General features: G+C 71.4%; 16 protein-coding genes and 1 pseudogene. 8 read left to right on the plus strand and 9 right to left on the minus strand.

Annotation, left to right across the window (positions count from 1 at the left end; all coding sequences use genetic code 11):
* Nucleotides 1-17: 17 nt before the first annotated feature.
* Both ACFYPD_RS26510 and ACFYPD_RS26515 read left to right on the plus strand, forming a co-directional pair.
* Complete coding sequence (locus ACFYPD_RS26510; RefSeq protein WP_387118865.1) at nucleotides 18-452, plus strand: hypothetical protein; 435 nt, start codon at nucleotides 18-20, stop codon at nucleotides 450-452.
* A gap of 510 nt (nucleotides 453-962) precedes the next feature.
* The gene (locus tag ACFYPD_RS26515) at nucleotides 963-1,331 is read left to right on the plus strand and encodes a DUF2267 domain-containing protein (protein WP_387119386.1); all 369 of its coding nucleotides are present in this window, start codon (nucleotides 963-965) and stop codon (nucleotides 1,329-1,331) included.
* Nucleotides 1,332-1,690: 359 nt separating this feature from the next.
* Here the strand turns inward: ACFYPD_RS26515 and ACFYPD_RS26520 are convergent.
* Nucleotides 1,691-2,326, minus strand: a pseudogene (locus ACFYPD_RS26520) (extracellular solute-binding protein); the annotation flags it as partial.
* On the opposite strand from ACFYPD_RS26520, the gene ACFYPD_RS26525 reads away from it, so the two are divergent.
* Nucleotides 2,278-2,412 (plus strand): hypothetical protein, encoded by a 135-nt coding sequence (locus tag ACFYPD_RS26525; protein WP_387119406.1) that lies wholly within the window; start codon nucleotides 2,278-2,280, stop codon nucleotides 2,410-2,412. The pseudogene ACFYPD_RS26520 and the gene ACFYPD_RS26525 overlap by 49 nt on opposite strands.
* A gap of 40 nt (nucleotides 2,413-2,452) precedes the next feature.
* Here the strand turns inward: ACFYPD_RS26525 and ACFYPD_RS26530 are convergent, their stop codons facing one another.
* Nucleotides 2,453-2,872 (minus strand): hypothetical protein, encoded by a 420-nt coding sequence (locus tag ACFYPD_RS26530; RefSeq protein ID WP_387118868.1) that lies wholly within the window; start codon nucleotides 2,870-2,872, stop codon nucleotides 2,453-2,455.
* Between the two features lie 47 nt (nucleotides 2,873-2,919).
* On the opposite strand from ACFYPD_RS26530, the gene ACFYPD_RS26535 reads away from it, so the two are divergent.
* From ACFYPD_RS26535 to tnpB, 3 genes are read left to right on the plus strand one after another with little or no spacing between them, the layout of a single operon-like run.
* Nucleotides 2,920-3,498, plus strand: a complete 579-nt coding sequence (locus ACFYPD_RS26535; protein WP_387118871.1) for an IS607 family transposase — start codon at nucleotides 2,920-2,922, stop codon at nucleotides 3,496-3,498.
* Entirely contained in the window at nucleotides 3,498-3,794 is a 297-nt protein-coding gene (locus tag ACFYPD_RS26540; protein ID WP_387118874.1) for a hypothetical protein, read from the plus strand. The genes ACFYPD_RS26535 and ACFYPD_RS26540 overlap by 1 nt, the downstream gene beginning before the upstream one ends.
* 5 nt (nucleotides 3,795-3,799) lie before the next feature.
* The gene (gene tnpB / locus ACFYPD_RS26545) at nucleotides 3,800-5,173 is read left to right on the plus strand and encodes an IS607 family element RNA-guided endonuclease TnpB (RefSeq protein WP_387119389.1); all 1,374 of its coding nucleotides are present in this window, start codon (nucleotides 3,800-3,802) and stop codon (nucleotides 5,171-5,173) included.
* Between the two features lie 12 nt (nucleotides 5,174-5,185).
* On the opposite strand, the gene ACFYPD_RS26550 is transcribed toward tnpB, so the two are convergent.
* The 7 genes from ACFYPD_RS26550 to ACFYPD_RS26580 all read right to left on the minus strand — a co-directional run bounded on the left by ACFYPD_RS26550 (nucleotide 5,186) and on the right by ACFYPD_RS26580 (nucleotide 11,670).
* Nucleotides 5,186-5,701: a hypothetical protein gene (locus ACFYPD_RS26550; RefSeq protein ID WP_387118877.1), complete on the minus strand. Its 516-nt coding sequence runs from the start codon at nucleotides 5,699-5,701 to the stop codon at nucleotides 5,186-5,188.
* Between the two features lie 87 nt (nucleotides 5,702-5,788).
* Nucleotides 5,789-6,229: a DUF4190 domain-containing protein gene (locus ACFYPD_RS26555; protein ID WP_387118880.1), complete on the minus strand. Its 441-nt coding sequence runs from the start codon at nucleotides 6,227-6,229 to the stop codon at nucleotides 5,789-5,791.
* The gene (locus tag ACFYPD_RS26560) at nucleotides 6,226-6,627 is read right to left on the minus strand and encodes a hypothetical protein (RefSeq protein WP_387118883.1); all 402 of its coding nucleotides are present in this window, start codon (nucleotides 6,625-6,627) and stop codon (nucleotides 6,226-6,228) included. Before ACFYPD_RS26560 ends, ACFYPD_RS26555 begins: the two co-directional genes overlap by 4 nt.
* Nucleotides 6,624-9,113, minus strand: coding sequence for an AAA family ATPase (locus ACFYPD_RS26565; RefSeq protein ID WP_387118890.1), 2,490 nt, complete (start codon nucleotides 9,111-9,113; stop codon nucleotides 6,624-6,626). The genes ACFYPD_RS26560 and ACFYPD_RS26565 overlap by 4 nt, the downstream gene beginning before the upstream one ends.
* Nucleotides 9,114-9,540: 427 nt before the next feature.
* Entirely contained in the window at nucleotides 9,541-10,359 is an 819-nt protein-coding gene (locus ACFYPD_RS26570) for a ribonuclease HI (protein WP_387118893.1), read from the minus strand.
* A gap of 10 nt (nucleotides 10,360-10,369) precedes the next feature.
* Nucleotides 10,370-11,056 carry a hypothetical protein gene (locus tag ACFYPD_RS26575; protein WP_387118896.1) on the minus strand — a complete coding sequence of 229 codons (687 nt, stop codon included), beginning with the start codon at nucleotides 11,054-11,056 and terminating at the stop codon, nucleotides 10,370-10,372.
* Nucleotides 11,057-11,136: 80 nt separating this feature from the next.
* A complete protein-coding gene (locus tag ACFYPD_RS26580; RefSeq protein ID WP_387118899.1) occupies nucleotides 11,137-11,670 on the minus strand; it encodes a DUF4352 domain-containing protein in 534 nt (177 codons plus the stop codon).
* Nucleotides 11,671-11,769: 99 nt separating this feature from the next.
* Here ACFYPD_RS26580 and ACFYPD_RS26585 point away from each other — a divergent pair, with 99 nt between their 5' ends.
* Nucleotides 11,770-13,689 (plus strand): N-6 DNA methylase, encoded by a 1,920-nt coding sequence (locus ACFYPD_RS26585; RefSeq protein ID WP_387118903.1) that lies wholly within the window; start codon nucleotides 11,770-11,772, stop codon nucleotides 13,687-13,689.
* Nucleotides 13,690-13,869: 180 nt separating this feature from the next.
* A complete protein-coding gene (locus ACFYPD_RS26590) occupies nucleotides 13,870-14,937 on the plus strand; it encodes a serine/threonine-protein kinase (RefSeq protein ID WP_387118906.1) in 1,068 nt (355 codons plus the stop codon).
* Nucleotides 14,938-14,948 lie beyond the last annotated feature (11 nt).

Genomic DNA, 14,948 nt, shown 5'->3' on the forward strand with positions numbered 1-14,948 from the left:
GAGCTGGAGGAACCCTGGTGTCCGTCGTCGGGCCGCCGCAGGCGCGGCCCGCGGACGGCCTGGCGGTCGACTTCGTCGTCGTGCCCGATCGTGCTCAACTGGGTGAGGTCGTCCGGCGGGTGCGGGACCGACGACTGCGGACGAACATCGGCAGCATGGCGGTGCGTGAGCTGACAGCCCAGCGTGAGCGAGCGTTGTTGGCGCTTGACGGTGTAAAGGATGAGCTGGAGGAGCTGGAGTCGGTCTTCGTCGCCGTGGTCGAGGCGAGCGATGAGTTCGCGCGTGAGCAGGAGATCCGCGAGGCTACGCGGCGAGCGGAAGACGTGCTGGCCGGCTTCGCCGCGCCCGGCCCGGTGAACCCCGAGGACGAGTCTGACCGACTGGCGAACCACACGCTGGCGGTGGTGGAGGGATACCGCAGCCTGACTCACCAGTACGCCGATAAGGCGTAGCCCGCATGGCGAGCCGGATCAGGCAGGCGCACGCCCGTGGCCACCAGCCGGCGGTCACCGCGGCCGTGCCGAGCGGGCCGGCGCCCCGCAGCATCTGCTCGGCCGCCGCCACGCAGCCCCGCTTCGCGCCGAGGTCGCCCGCCTGCAGGTGGTTCGGTCACGACCTGGACCAGCGCACCACCGACACGCTCGACCAATACGACGCGGAACGATTCCAGGCCGAATATCTCCCCGCTCGCCCTCCGCGCTGGCGCTTCGTCAGCAGATCGCCCGCCGATCCCGTTCCATCGGAATGCCGAGGATGTCGCCGTAGCACGTCACGGTGGTCGCCCGATCCGAGTGAGGCAGGGTCACCCGCCGTTATAGGAGGCTGTCAGCAAGGCACACCGAAGTGAACCTGGGCGCGAACGATGTCAGAGTTCCATAACTGGCGGTTCGACCGGATCCGGTGGGGAGGAGATTCAGTTGGAGTACCAGGACTTCATCAATGCAGTGGCCACGCGGGCAAAGGTGTCCACCGATCAGGCGGCGACAGTCACCCGCGCGACGTTGGAGGCATTGGCGGATCGGATCAGCGCCGGCCAGGCTGAGGACCTTGCCTATCAGCTTCCCGACGGGCTTGACGACTGCCTGCGCAAACCGCTTAGACAGGACCAGGTCAAGGCGTCTCTCGGGTTCGAAGATTTCGTGCAGCGGGTGGCGGATCGCCCGGACGTCGACCGTGCGCTCGCCGATGCCGGGGTCGGCGCGGTGCTCACCACGCTGCGTGAGGCTGTCACCCGCGACGAGTTCGAGAACGCGGTGGCCCAGCTTCCGAAGGAGTTCCGGCAGGCGATCGAACCGGTGGGTGCCGGTGGCGGGCGGCGTCTCGGCTCGTAGCACGCACAGTCGAGGCAGGAGCAGGGGTGCCGGCCGGCCGGTTGCCTGGTGAGGCAGCCGGCCGGCCGGCGCGTCGGCCCGTCGCGCCGCGAGCGCTGGGAACGGGCCGACGATGGGTCCGGACTGCGGCGGTCAGCCGGCCACGGACTGGTTGTAGTCGTTGATCGGGCCAGCGCCTGCTGCTGCTCCAGTGCCGCCTGCGGGTCGGTGCCGCTGAGCACCGGCGCCTGCATGGCCTGCTCGGCGGCCTTGCGGGCCTGCGGCATGGCGCCCAGCAGGCAGCCCTGGGTGGCCTTGCTCAGCGGGGTGGTCTGCAGCTGGGTGATGGCGTTCTGGAACTGCGGCCGCTGGGCCACCCACTGCTTGTCCGCGTCGGTGTCCAGGGTGCCCTTGCTGATCGGGAAGTACCCGGTCGTGGTGTGCCAGGTCGCCTGAGAGTCCTTGTCGGACAGGAACTTCACGAACTCCCACGCGGCGCGCTTGTGGGCGTCGTCCTTGCCCTTGCCGACCACCCACAGGGAGGCGCCGCCGATGATCGGGTCGCCGGTGTCGGTGGCGTTGATCTTCGGGTAGTTGCCGGTGCCGATCTCGAATTTATCCTCGGTGTTCTTCAGGAAGCCGCCCAGCGAGCCGGTGGATTCCAGGGTCATGGCCACGGTGCCGGCGGTAAAGGTGTTGTCGGCGGTGGTGGTGGTGTTGCTGTCCAGCTTGGGCGCCAGCCCCTCGTCGACCATCTTCTTCCACCAAGCGAGCAGCTTGACGTGCTCGTCGGTGGCGAGCTGCACGGTGGTGCCCCGGCCGTCGCGGCCGTTGCCTTGGTCGCAGTACTCCTGGTTGCCGGCGGGGGTCCACTGCTCCAGGAACCAGCCGTAGAGCGCGGCGCCGAAACCGTACTGCCCACCTGCCCTGGATCCTGCTGGCCGGCCAACCGAACGGGCTCGGCCGGGTGCTGCTGATGCTCGCCGGCTGGGTGATCCACCTGGCCGTCGTTGAATGGGCGCTGCGCGGGCGGCCGACCACACCAACCCGCAGCATCCAGCGCCGTGCCGACGCTCCCGCCGGCGTTCCTGCCAGCCAATGACGGGGATGCGCACGCAGCTATCCGGATATCTCGACGGCGGTCAGGTCAGTCGCTCGTCTCCGAAGAACACCCGGACCGCGGTCAGCACCTCCTGCGCGTCGTTGGCCATGGCCGTACGCGCCTGGACGAGCAGCACCTCGGGTTCGGCCTGCCGCTGCCGGTCGAGGTGGGCCAGCAACTGGTCAACGTCCGGCACTTGCCGCTCGCCGGTCAGCGCGCGGGCTGGTGGCCGGAGGTCCATGAGGTGGCAGAGCAGTCGCAGCGGCCGGTGCCCGTACACCCGGGTGCCGCTGGGCAGCGCGGGCAGGCCGTAGGTGAGCAGCCGCGTCACGGCGCAGTCGAGCAGCGGGGTCGCCCAGTGGTCGTTGTCGAACAGGCTGTTCCAGGTTGCCCGCGGCAGGCCGAGGCCGGCCACCACCTGGTCGACCTGGCCCGCGGCGGCTTCGGCGACGACGAACACGGGGGGCTGTCAGCAGCTGTCCATTGATGATGCTTTATGTTGCGTGGGTGAACTTGAAGCAGTGGGCGGAGCGCGAAGGCGTGCACCACGTCACCGCATGCCGGTGGTTCCGGGAAGGCCGGTTACCCGTCCCTGCTCGTAAGGTCGGACGGCTGATCCTGGTGGAGGTGTCGGGCTCGACGGAGCCCGTGACGGAGTCGGTCGTTGTGTATGCGCGGGTGTCCTCGGCGGACCACCGCGCCGACCTGGACCGCCAGGTTGCCCTGGTGACCGGGTGGGCCACTGGCCAAGGGCTGGCGGTGTCGCGTGTGATGACCGAGGTAGGCTCCGTACTCAATGGACACCGGAAAAGGTTCCTCGCCCTGCTGCGTGAGGCGTCGGTCACCACGATCGTGGTGGAGCATCGCGGCAGGTTCGCTCGCTTCGGTGCCGAGTACGTCGAGGCGGCGCTGGCTGCGCAGGGGCGGCGCCTCTTGGTCGTCGACCCCGCGGAGGTTGACGACGACCCGGTCCGGGACGTGACCGAAATTCTGACCAGCCTCGGCGCCCGCCTGTACGGGCGTCGTGCGGCGGCGGACCGTGCCCGCCGTACAGTTCAGACCGTCACCGGACCGGGCGAGCGCTGATGGCTGCACGGAAGGTCGTGGTGAGGTGCACTGGCTGCGCGAAGACGCAGACGCTCAGACCGTCCAAGATTGAGCCGTGTGACGGCTACTACTGCACACCGGAGCACGGGCCGAAGGACGACCAGCCCCCAGGGCTGGTACGTGAGCAGATCATCAACGCTGCCGGCGGATTTTGGGGTTGGCGTGACGTCGTGCCGACTCAGGAGGACATGGACGCGATCGCTCGTGCTCGGGCGATGATGGCTCTCGGCCAGGCCAAGCAGATCGTCGACGAGGCCGTGGGTGGCGTCGCGTGAAGGTGATGCAGGCGTACCGCTTCGCCCTGGACCTAACCCCCGGTCAGGAGCGGGACCTGGCCCGTCACGCTGGTGCGGCAAGGAAGGCTCACAACTGGGCCCTGGACCGGGTGAAGGCGGTGATGGCGCAGCGGGCCGCCGAACGTTCCTACGGCATCGGCGACGACCAGCTCACCCCGGCCGTTGGTTGGACACTGCCGGCGCTGCGCCGTGAGTGGAACCAAGTCAAGGACGAGGTGGCGCCGTGGTGGCGGGAGTGCTCGAAGGAGGCGTACAACACCGGCCTGGATGCGCTCGCCCGCGCGTTGAAGAACTGGTCCGACTCCCGCTGCGGTAAGCGCGCCGGTCGGCGGGTCGGTTTCCCCCGGCGCAAGTCGAAGCGCCGCACGACCCCGTCCGTGCGATTCACCACCGGGGTCATCCGCGTCGCGCCCGACCGCAAGCATGTGATCCTGCCCCGGTTGGGAACGATCAAGCTACACGAGTCCGCCCGCAAGCTGGCCCGCCGGCTCGAGGCCGGCACCGCCCGAATCCTGTCCGCCACGGTGCGGCGCGAGGCGGGCCGCTGGCACGTGGCGTTCACCTGCGAGGTCGAACGATCAGATCGTAAGCCGAGCAGACCGACGGGGGTGGTCGGTGTCGACGTCGGCATCCGCCGTCTGGCGGTGCTGTCCACCGGCGAGGTCGAACCCAACCCCCGCCACCTGGATGCCGCCCAGCGAAGCCTTCGTCGCCTCGGACGCGCCCTGGCCCGCAAACGCGGCCCCTACGACCCGGCCACCCGCACCCGCATCACCGCCTCCCGCCGCTGGGAGCGGACATCGAAGCGGCTGTCCCGACAACATGCCCGGGTGGCGAACCTGCGCCGCGACGGACTGCACAAACTCACCACGCGGTTGGCCGGTGAGTACGCCACGATCGTGGTCGAAGACCTCAACGTGGCCGGGATGGTGCGCAACCGTCGCTTGGCCAGGGTCATCAGCGACGCCGGGTTCGGGGAGATCCGCCGGCAACTCGCGTACAAGACTGTCTGGAACGGCGGCCAGCTCGTGACCGCCGACCGGTGGTATCCATCTTCCAAGACCTGTTCGGGCTGCGGCGCGGTGAAACCCAAACTGCCGCTGCGGATCCGGACCTTCACCTGCCAGGCGTGTCTTCTGGTCCTGGACCGGGATCTCAACGCCGCACGCAACCTCGCACAACTCGTGGTCGCCGGGAGTGGCTCGGAGACTGTAAACGGACGTGGAGCCGACCGTAAGACCCGCCCCGGCGGGCCGGTGGCTGTGAAGCGTCTACCCGGCACTGCCTCGGCGGGTCAGACCGGGACCGCCCCACCGCGAGGCGGGACTGCCGATCATGCGCTTACCAGCGCTTCATGAAAGGCAACGGCGTTATGCGAGGCGCTCACGCGAGGGTCCCTCCTGGTCGTTGTGACGAGCGATGTCGAGCAGTCGGCTGAGGACTGCGCGGGTCCGGCCGGTTGCGGTGGCGAGGGCACCGAGCGGGTCGGCGTGCTGGCGGCCGGCCAGGTCTTCGTAGACCGCGAGCAGGTCGGCCTCGAAGCCGTCCGCGGTCGCACCGCGGGCCTGGGCCAGCTCGGCGAGCCGGCCCTCGATGTAGCGGCCCACCATCACCTGGTACGCACCGACGCGCGGCATGGCATGGAACTCCGCCACCATGTCGTCGACCCGCCGGCCCATCCGGTGCAGGACCGCCGACGTGATGCCGTGCCGACGTACCTCGGGGGCTGCCTCGTCGGAGATGCGGATGACGACCTCGTCCGGCCCGTTGATCTCGTCCGATCCGGTGTCGCTGTTCCAGCGGGCCGTGACGACAAAGCCGTCGTCCCGCCGGGACAGTTCGAGGAACCGGTCGGGCACGGCGTGGAGGGGATTCTTCTGGGACATGCATTCCTGTCTTTCCGGCGGCCTCGTGGGCGCCTGTTTCCGGGCCGCGGTGGCGGCCGCGTGTCACACCTGTTGTTCCGCCCCGGTTCAGGGCGTCGGGGTGGCGGCGCTCAGGACGCTGCCGAAGAACACCATGACGGTGAACAGGATCATCGGGCCGACGAACACGTAGCCCAGGACGAGGCCGGCGACCGCCATGCCGTGCCCCGCCCGCATGCCGTCCCGGGTCTCCCGCAGCGCCAGGTGGCCGAGGATGACGGCCAGGACGCACGGCAGGCCGAACAGGCACCAGCCGCCGAGCACGCCGAGAATCCCGAGCACCAGCGACGCCGTCGCCATGCCCGAGGTCAAGACGGGCTGGACGGTGAGCCGCTGCCCGACCGGCGGGTAGAGGCCACCCTGGTAGGGCATGACCGAGAGCGGCGCGTACCCGCCGGTGGGCGCGGACACCGGGGGATACGGCCCCAGGACGGCCGGCAGCGGCGGCTGCGGACGGGTGGGGTCGAAGCCGGGCTGCGGGTAGGTCATTGAGGTTCCGTTCTTCCGTCGAGTTGGGTGAGCAGGGCGCTCACCTCGGTGTGCAGGCGACGCAGCTCGGCGGCCGTCGGCGCCAGCTCGTAGCAGTGGTGGTGGGCGGCGGCCGACAGGGCCGCCCAGGTGAAGGCGACCCGCCGGGCGACGGCCGGTCCGGGCCCGAACCGGCCGCGCAGCATCAGCTGCTTCGCCCGGCCCTGCCGGCACGCCGCCACCACCGGGCGGGTCCGCCGCCAGTAGGCGTCGATGCCGCCTTCGAGGGCTAGCCGGATCAGGCAGGCGCACGCCCGTGGCCACCAGCCAGCGGTCACCGCGGCCGCGCCGAGCGGGCCGGTGCCGCGCAGCATCTGGTCGGCCGCCGCCAGGCAACGCCGGGGCGTCGGCGCAGTCATGACCGGACCTCCGCGCTGTCACGGGGCGCGGGCACGGCCGCGCCCTGGACCCGCAGTGCCTCCGCGAGGTGGCGGACGTCCGCAACCAGGACGGGCAGGTCGAACAGGTACGCCCCGTGCACGCCCTCCTTGCACGCCTTGTACGCGCCCACCGCCCGCGACCCGTGCCGGCGACTGAGGTATCCGAGCACGTCGCCGCCCCTGTCGGCGTCGTCGAAGAGCGCCAGCGCGACGGTGGTGGTCAGCCTGCGGGACGCGGCCACGACGGCCGCCTCGATGTCGTCGTGCGGTACGCCCCGGGCGACCCGCCGGCGCCACACGATCCGGTGGCAGGCCGCCTCGATCGCCGAGCGGCACAGCTCTGCCACCACCGGCCCGCGCACCTCGGACGCGATCTCCTCGGTGCGGGCCAGCGCGTACGCGTCGTCCAGGTAGCGGGTCACCGGGTCGGAGCCGGGCCGCAGGGTCACCACCGACCGCTCCGCGCGGGTCACCTCAACGATGCGGGACCGGCCGAGGTCGAGGCGGGCGAGGGCGTCGGGCAGCCGGGTGTCGTGGGTGAAGACGACCACCTGCCGCTGCTCGGACAGTTCGGCGAGCACCCGGGCCAGCCCGTCCACCTTGGCCGGGTCCATGCTCTGCACCGGGTCGTCGACCACGATGAACCGGAACGGGCTCTCCGGCGCGCAGCCGCGCGGCAGGAACGTCGCCAACCCGAGGGCGTGCATCTCGCCCTGGCTCATCACCCCGAGGGCGGTGCCGTTGTCGGCGCCGTCCACGCTGACCGGGATCACCACCCGCCGCCGGGTGTTGATGCCCGCCAGGGTCATCGCGCCCAGCTCGACGTTGCTCTCCTGCCGCAGCTGCGCCCAGATCTGCTGCGAGTGCTCCGCGAACGGCGCCACCCGCTGGTTGCGCAGTTCCGCCCCGGTCTCCTTCAGCCACGCCCGCGCCGCCTTCAACCGCGCCAGGGCGCGTTCCCGCTCGGGCAGCGTCTCGGCCGACGCGATCCAGGCCCGCAGCTCGCCGGCGACCGCCTGCCAGCCGGTGTCGCGCTGGCGGAGCAGACCCCTGGCGTACGCCTGGACGGCCTGCGCCGCCGCGAGCACCGCCGGGTACCGCGCGGTCAGATGGTCGGCCAGCTCCTCTGGGCCGCCGGGTGTGAGCCGCAGCGCCGTCACGGTCGCGTGCAGGTCGCCGACCGGCATCCCGTCGGCGTCACCGACGGGCACGTCCAGGTCGTCGATCAGGTAGTGCGCCCGCTGCAGCAGCGCGGTCAGCCGGGAAGCGGCGGCCTGGGCGGCGAGGGTGCGGTCGCGCAGTTCCGCCAGAGAGGCGGCCGCGCTGGTCCGCCAGTCGCCGTCGAGGCGGCCCGTCGCGCAGACCGGGCACGGCCCGTCACCCCAGTCGTCGTGGTGCTCGATGGCCAGCCGGAGCAGCTCGGCGCTGCGCAGCGACGCCCGCGACCGGCCACCGTCGTGCCGGCGCGCCTGCGCGGCGGCCTCCCGCAGCTGTGCGGCCAGCCGGGTCACCTCGTCTGCGTCGGGCAGCTGCATCGCCGCCAGCCGCCGGCAGAGCAGCACCGCCTCGTCGGCGGTCGACTCGTCCGGCTCGTCGAGGATCGCCGTCAGCATCGCCAGGTCGGCCGCGCCCCGGGTGCGCAGCAGCGCGGCGGCCCCCCAGGCCCGGTCGCCGTCGATCCCGGCGAGGCTGGCGGCGAGGGCGGCGCGCTGTCCGCGTACCTCCTTGATGTTGGTGTCGAGGGGGCGCGCGGCGGCCATCAGCCGCCGGTCGGCGTCGCTGATCGCCTCCAGGCCGAGGATCGCGGAGATGGCGTCGAAGAGCTGGCTCTGCGTGCCGGCGGTGAGCCGGCCCAGCTCGGCGGCGGTGAGGAACGGCCGGTACAGCTCCAACGGCCGGGCCAACCCCAGCTCGGCGAGGTCCTGGTGGGTGCCGCGCGCGCTGGTGACCGTCACCTCGGCGTCGCCCAGTTCCGCCTCCGACGGCCAGGAACGGACCACCCTGGTGGGTGTGGCGACCCCGTCGACCCGCAGCTCGACGGCGATCCGGCACGGGTCGCCGGCGTGCAGGTTGCGCCATCCGGTACGCCACACGCTGTTGCGGTCCGCCCAGCGGGCACTGTCCCCGGTGAGTGCGAGTTCCACGGCCTCGGCGAAGCTGGACTTGCCGGAGCCGTTTCGCCCCACCACAACGGTCAGCCCGGGGCCGGGCTCGATGGCGAGGGTGCGCTCCGGGCCGACGCCGCGGAACCCGGCGACGGTGACCGAGGAGAGCCAGATCCGCTCCCGCGGCTCGTCCGCCGTCGGGCGCTGCGGCTCCAGCGTGGTCGGCGCGCCGGCGAGCGCCGCGTCCAGGTCGGCCTCGCCGCTCAGCGCGGCGAGGACCACCTCGGCGGTGTCATCGAGTACGCGATCAGCGGCGAGCCGGTCGAAGATCAGCTCGACCAGGGGTTCGGTGTGGTCCATCAGGCGACCTCCGGGCAGGGCAGGGAAGGTGGATGGTTCCGGTTCGGGCCGGTTCGCTCGTGGTGGTGGTGCGACGACGTTCCGCAATTGCCGTCTGTGAAGTGATCGGCGGTCAAGCCGGCAGTGCAACAGGACAGTCGGGGGCGGCCGGTCGCGTGAGCAGGCCGGCGACGGCCTGTCGATCACCGCGACGACTCGCCAAGCCGGCGGTCGGCGCGGCGGCCGGCAGTCCGACCGGCTGGCGCGGGCAAAATCCCGGACCGGCCCAGAGGGCTCGTACAGAGGTCATCGTCTTCTCCTCCAGGCGCTGGTGTCCGCGGGCCGATGACTCGTCGACCCGCCCGGTGGGTGGGGAAGCTGGTGCGCTGTGGTGCTCTGTCGGCAATGGATCAGCCGGCGTGCCCGGCGCATGGACCGGCGGGCCGGGTCAGTGGGGGAGGGCCGCGTGCCAGTCGTGCAGGAAGGCGTCGACCAGGGCGTGCGCCCGCGGACGTACGTCGAAGGTCTCCTCGAGCCGGCGGCGGGCCATGTGCGACAGGCCGTCGGCGGCCTCGTTGAGGGCGTGCCCGCTGTGCCCCTTCACGTGCTGGAACGACAGGTCCGGCCGGTGGCTCACCGTCTCGGCGAGCCGGACCAGCGTTGGCCGGTCGGCCCACCGGCGCTGGCGCAGGCTGTAGCCGGCCGGCATCGCCGACACCTCGCCCGCCTGCCACCGGCGCAGCCAGCGCAGGGCGACCGTGCTGTCCACCAGCACCGTCATCCCCGCCGGGGCCTCGTCGTACGCTGAGAGCAGGAAGTCGACCGCCCGCAGCTCGTTGATCAGCACCCGCGACGCCCCGGTCGGATCGAGCCGGCCGGTGCCCCGACCACGCAGGCCGTAATGGCCGTCGCTGACCACGTAGGCGATGCCGCCGACGCGGCCCTTCCAGCTGGCGTCGGTCGCGGCGACGACCGGCGCGAACGCCGCCGCCCAGCGCCCGACCCGGCCGCGACCACCCTCCTGATCCGGCTGCGGCCGGCAGGCCGTGCCGTGCCCGGCGGCGAGCCGCTCGGCGCTGTCCAGAAGCTCGCCGGCCGAGTCGAGCTCGTCGTACTTCGCCGCGGTGAGCGCGAGCGTGACCGCGTCGCCGATCCGCTGGCAGTCCGCGCAGGCGGTGCGGTGGACGTAGCGGCGCAGGGGGAGGGCGCGGGCGTGCAGGGGAGCGGGGAGCAGGTGCAGGGCGCGGAGGAACTCATCCGGACGCACGACTTCTCCCTCAGAACTCGGCGACGTCAGTGACCGCGGCGGTCAGCCTGTCCCCGGAACGCTTGGTGCTCGCCATCTCCTCCTCCTGCACGGAGGCGGAGTCGCCGGTCACCTCGAAGGTGTTGATGATCGGGTCCTCGGCGCCCTTGACCTGGTAAGTCACCTCGTACGTCTTGGACGGGTCGAGCCCGCTGCCGGTGTACGTCACGTCGACCCGGTAGGTGACGTTGCAGCCGGCGCTGCCGAAGCACTGCTTGCGCAGGATCTTCACCTTGAGCTTGAAGTCGTTCTTCGTCGGCGTGTCGTAGAGAGGAAGGGCGGGGGCCGTCGATGCAGGCGCGGTGGTCGGTGCCGACGTCGTGGGCGCCGCGCTGGTCGGAGCGGCCGTCGTGATGCTCGGCGCGACCGACGACGCAGCGTCGGCGGCCGGCTCGGCATCGCCGTTGCTCAGCGCGGCGATCCCGATCCCGCCGCAGCACAGGGCGATGACGAGGGCGATGCCGCCGACGATCCAGGCCCGGGCGTTGGAGCGCTTGGCGGGAATGGTCGGGCTGGGCGACTCGGCGACCGTGGCGTTCTGCGGCTGGGCGGGGAACGGGGGAGCCGGGGCACCGCGCGGCGTCGGCGCCGACTGCGGCGGCATGGCGGCCTGGTCGTCAGGCTGATGGGGCGGCATGGGCTGGGTCGGGTCGGACATGACGGTCTCCTCGGTGAACAGTGGTGGGGACAGGGAAGGGCGGGGCGGGCGGTGGCGCCCGCCCCGGGTTGAGCGGTGGATCAGGCGAGGGAGACGGTCACGCCGCCGGAGAACGGCGAGTCGTGCAGCTCGAGCTTGGCGAGCTTGACCTTCTTCGGAATGTCGAACACGACCACGCCGGTGACCTGATTGCCGGGGTTGATGTCGTTGAGAAACGTCTCGGCGTTCTTGTTGGCGTAGATGGCTGCCCCGCCGTCGGCGGAGTACTCGGTGCCGTCGGGGGCGTACGCCTTCTGGCTGCTGCCGTCGAACATCTGCGACTCCTTGCCGATGTTCTTGACGTTGAGCGTGACCAGGCAGAACTGGCCCTGGGCCTTCGCGCCGATCAGATTGGTGCCGATCTTGGCGACGCCGCACTTGGACGACTTGACCGTGAACTCGAACTTGCCGTCCCGGGCCGCCTGACCGATCTTCGCGACCTTGGCGGGCTTGTCCTCGCCCTTGGCGCCGCCAGCGTCGGCCTTGCTGCTGGTGGTGTCCTCGGTGGAGCCGGCGCTGCAGCCCAAGGCGACGAGACCGGTGGCGATCAGGGCGAGAGTGGTGGCCTTGCGCATCGTTTTCCTCCTGCTGTGAACGTGGCGGCGTCAATGAGAGCATCATCTGTGAACGCTGTCAACAGGCATCATGCTTGACAGGTGTGACACACTCCGAACGTGCAGGAGACACCGACCATCACCGCAGCGGAGATCGCCCGGCTCGCCGGTGTCGGTCGGGCCGCAGTCAGCAACTGGCGTAAACGGCACGCCGACTTCCCCGCCCCGGTAGGCGGCACCGCGGCCAGCCCCGAGTTCGACCTGGGGCAGGTCGAGCAGTGGCTCCACGCCCAAGGGAAACTTCCCGAGCTGGCCAACGCCGACCGGCTGTGGCGGCACCTCGCCGCCGCGAGCCAGTCACCCGCCGCCGGCCTCGCCGCCGTCGGTGCCCTGCTCCTCGCCCGGCAACGCGGTCAACGCCCCGGCCGATCAGCTGATCCGCAGCTCAAGTCGCTGCTGCCCGACATCGACGCGCTCGCCGACGAACTCGGACCACAGGGCGCCTTCGACGCGCTGTGGCAACGGTTCTCCGCCCCCGGACCCGGCCGCCCCTTCGCCACCCCGGACGACCTGGCCGATTTGATGGTCGGGCTCGCCGGCGTCGGTGGCGGCTCCGTCCTCGACCCGGCCGCCGGCTCCGGCGCCACGCTCCGCGCCGGTGTCCGCGCCGGATGCACCTCGGCCTACGGGCAGGAGATCGATGAGGACCTCGCCCGGCTCGCCGGATTGTGGCTGGCCCTGCGCGACGTGGCAGGGGAGGTCTGCACCGGTGACTCGCTGCGCGCCGACGCCTTTGCCGGTCGCACCTTCGACGCCGTCGTCTGCCACCCGCCGTTCGGGACTACCAGCTGGGGCGATGAGGAGCTCGGCCACGACCCCCGCTGGATCGTCGGCACCACCCCACGTACCGAGCCGGAGCTGGCCTGGGCCCAGCACGCCCTCGCCCATCTGCGCGCCGGTGGCCACGCTGTCCTACTGATGCCGCCCACCGTCGCCAGCCGTCGCGCCGGCCGCCGCATCCGCGCCGAGCTGCTGCGGCGCGGTGCCCTGCGTGCCGTCATTGCGCTCCCGCCGGGGGTGGCCGCGCCGCATGGCGTACCCCTGCACCTGTGGGTGCTGCGGCGGCCGGCGCCCGACGCGCCTCCGTCGGCGCGGACGCTGTTGGTGGACGCCGCTGCTGGCGACGCTGCCGAGACCTACGCGCGGGTCCTCGCCGTCTGGCGAACCTTCACTGCCGCGCCGGACGCCGACGTCGAGGAGGTCGGCTTCGCCCGGGCGGTGCCGGTCATCGAGCTGCTCGACGAGGAGGTCGACCTCACCCCCGCGCGCCGCCAACCCGCCGTCGGGGGCGAGGCGACAGGGGAGCATCTGGTACGCACCAGAGAGCGCCTCGCGGCCATCGTCGGCGACCTGCCGGGGCTGATGCCGCAGGTGACGCCGGCGCCCGAGGGGCCGGACGGGGAGTTCCTGTCGGTGGGGGAGCTGGCTCGCGCCGGCGCACTGCAACTGCTCGGCCCGATCCGGGCCGCGTCAGCGGAAGCCGGCGAGCCGACGGCCGGAGGGCCACCAGTGCTGACCGTGCAGGACGCGCTCAACGGCGAAAACCCCTCCGGCCGGGACGACGGGCGGTTGGGGCAGGAGATCCGGCTCGCGGCCGGGGACGTGGTGGTGCCGATGATCGCGCGGCAGCTCACCGCCCGGGTGGTGACGACTCAGGGGGCGCTGCTGGGGCGGAACCTCTACTTGCTGCGGCCCAATCCGGCGGCGCTGGACTCGTGGTTTCTCGCCGGTCAGCTGCGGACGTCGACGAACGAGAAGCAGGCGTCGAGCCTGTCCGGGACGCTGCGCTTCGACATCCGGCGGGCGCAGGTGCGGCGGCTATCGCTGGACGAGCAGCGCGCGCATGGGGAGGCGTTCCAGCGACTCGACGCCTTCGAGTCGGCAATCCGACAGGCAGCAGCGCTCGGCGCGGAGCTGGTCCAGCTCACCGCAGACGGTTTGGCCAATGGCGGCCTACGCCCTGAGCGTCGTGCGCGATGAGCGTCGGTCGCAGAGTTCAGGCTGAATCGAAAATCGTGACTCCCGGCCATCAGGCCAGCACAATGCGCCAAAGGGTGACTAGCAGCGTGATCATCCAACGTTGTACGGTCATGCGTCCGTCAGGTGTGGGGCCGACATGACGGACCAGCAGTTTGGCGGGTGTCATCGTGAGGGGGACGAATGACGCTGGGCAACATCGGCGGCTATGAACTGGTCAAGCCGCTCGGGTCGGGCGGCATGGGCGACGTGTACTTCGCAGTGTCGCCGACCGCGGATCGCGTCGCGCTCAAGGTGATCAAGCAGCACCTCGTTGAGGAGCCGACGGTTCGGGATCGGTTCGCCGCGGAGGTCGACAGTCTCAAGCTGATCTTCGGCTCGCGGGTGGCTCGCCTCGAGGACGCCGACCCCTTCGCGAACCCGGCCTGGCTTGCTGTCGAGTACGTCCCCGGCGCCACGCTGCGCCAGCACGTCGACGCCCGTGGCCCGCTCACGCTGCCGGTGGCCGCCATGGCCGGCGCGATGCTCGCCGACGGGCTGGTCAGGGTTCACCAGGTCGGGCTCCTGCACCGCGACCTCAAGCCGCAGAACATCATCCTCGGCCCGGACGGCCCGAAACTCATCGACTTCGGTTTGGCGGTGCTGGTCGAACGCGAGCACTACCTGACCGAGGCCGGAGCCCTGGTCGGCACGCCCGCCTACATGTCTCCGGAGCAGGTCCGCGGCGAGCGGGAGCTCACGGCCGCGGTCGACATCTACGGCCTTGCCGCGACACTCGTGTTCGCGCTCACCGGGCATGGCCTCTATCCGCCGACGAACTCCTGGAACCTGCTGCTGCGGATCACCGAGCCAAGCGACCTGCCGGACCTTTCCGGCGTGCCGGCGGCGCTGGCGCCGTTGCTCGGCGCGATGCTGGCGTTCGACCCGACCTCCCGCCCCGGGCTGGACACCGTCCGCACGCGGCTGCTGGAAGTCGCCACGGCCACCAGCGGCAGGACGGCCGCCGAGTTGCGGCAAGAGGTCGCCGCGCTCACCTACGACGGAGACACGGAACTGCTTGTTCCGCCGGGCCTCGAAGATCCAAAAGAGGACCCCGAGGATCTGCCGGTCGTCGAGGAGCAGAGCACCGTGGAGGTGCCGGAGACGACGCCCACGAGGGTCGACCCCGTGGGGGCCGTCAATCCGCCTGTCGATGTCAGTTGGCTGGTCGACAAGATGCGCCGCCAGTACGCCCGCCGCTCGACCCTGTAGGAAGGCTCCAC

The sequence above is a fragment of the Micromonospora sp. NPDC005299 genome, assembly GCF_042872345.1.
GTDB lineage: Bacteria > Actinomycetota > Actinomycetes > Mycobacteriales > Micromonosporaceae > Micromonospora.

Excerpts from the sequence above, each read along its gene's own strand:
- ACFYPD_RS26560 (WP_387118883.1), bottom strand. The coding sequence starts at position 6,627 with ATGACTGCGCCGACGCCCCGGCGTTGCCTGGCGGCGGCCGACCAGATG.
- ACFYPD_RS26580 (WP_387118899.1), bottom strand. The coding sequence starts at position 11,670 with ATGCGCAAGGCCACCACTCTCGCCCTGATCGCCACCGGTCTCGTCGCC.
- tnpB (WP_387119389.1), top strand. The coding sequence starts at position 3,800 with ATGCAGGCGTACCGCTTCGCCCTGGACCTAACCCCCGGTCAGGAGCGG.
- ACFYPD_RS26565 (WP_387118890.1), bottom strand. The coding sequence starts at position 9,113 with ATGGACCACACCGAACCCCTGGTCGAGCTGATCTTCGACCGGCTCGCC.
- ACFYPD_RS26540 (WP_387118874.1), top strand. The coding sequence starts at position 3,498 with ATGGCTGCACGGAAGGTCGTGGTGAGGTGCACTGGCTGCGCGAAGACG.
- ACFYPD_RS26575 (WP_387118896.1), bottom strand. The coding sequence starts at position 11,056 with ATGTCCGACCCGACCCAGCCCATGCCGCCCCATCAGCCTGACGACCAG.
- ACFYPD_RS26590 (WP_387118906.1), top strand. The coding sequence starts at position 13,870 with ATGACGCTGGGCAACATCGGCGGCTATGAACTGGTCAAGCCGCTCGGG.
- ACFYPD_RS26550 (WP_387118877.1), bottom strand. The coding sequence starts at position 5,701 with ATGTCCCAGAAGAATCCCCTCCACGCCGTGCCCGACCGGTTCCTCGAA.
- ACFYPD_RS26555 (WP_387118880.1), bottom strand. The coding sequence starts at position 6,229 with ATGACCTACCCGCAGCCCGGCTTCGACCCCACCCGTCCGCAGCCGCCG.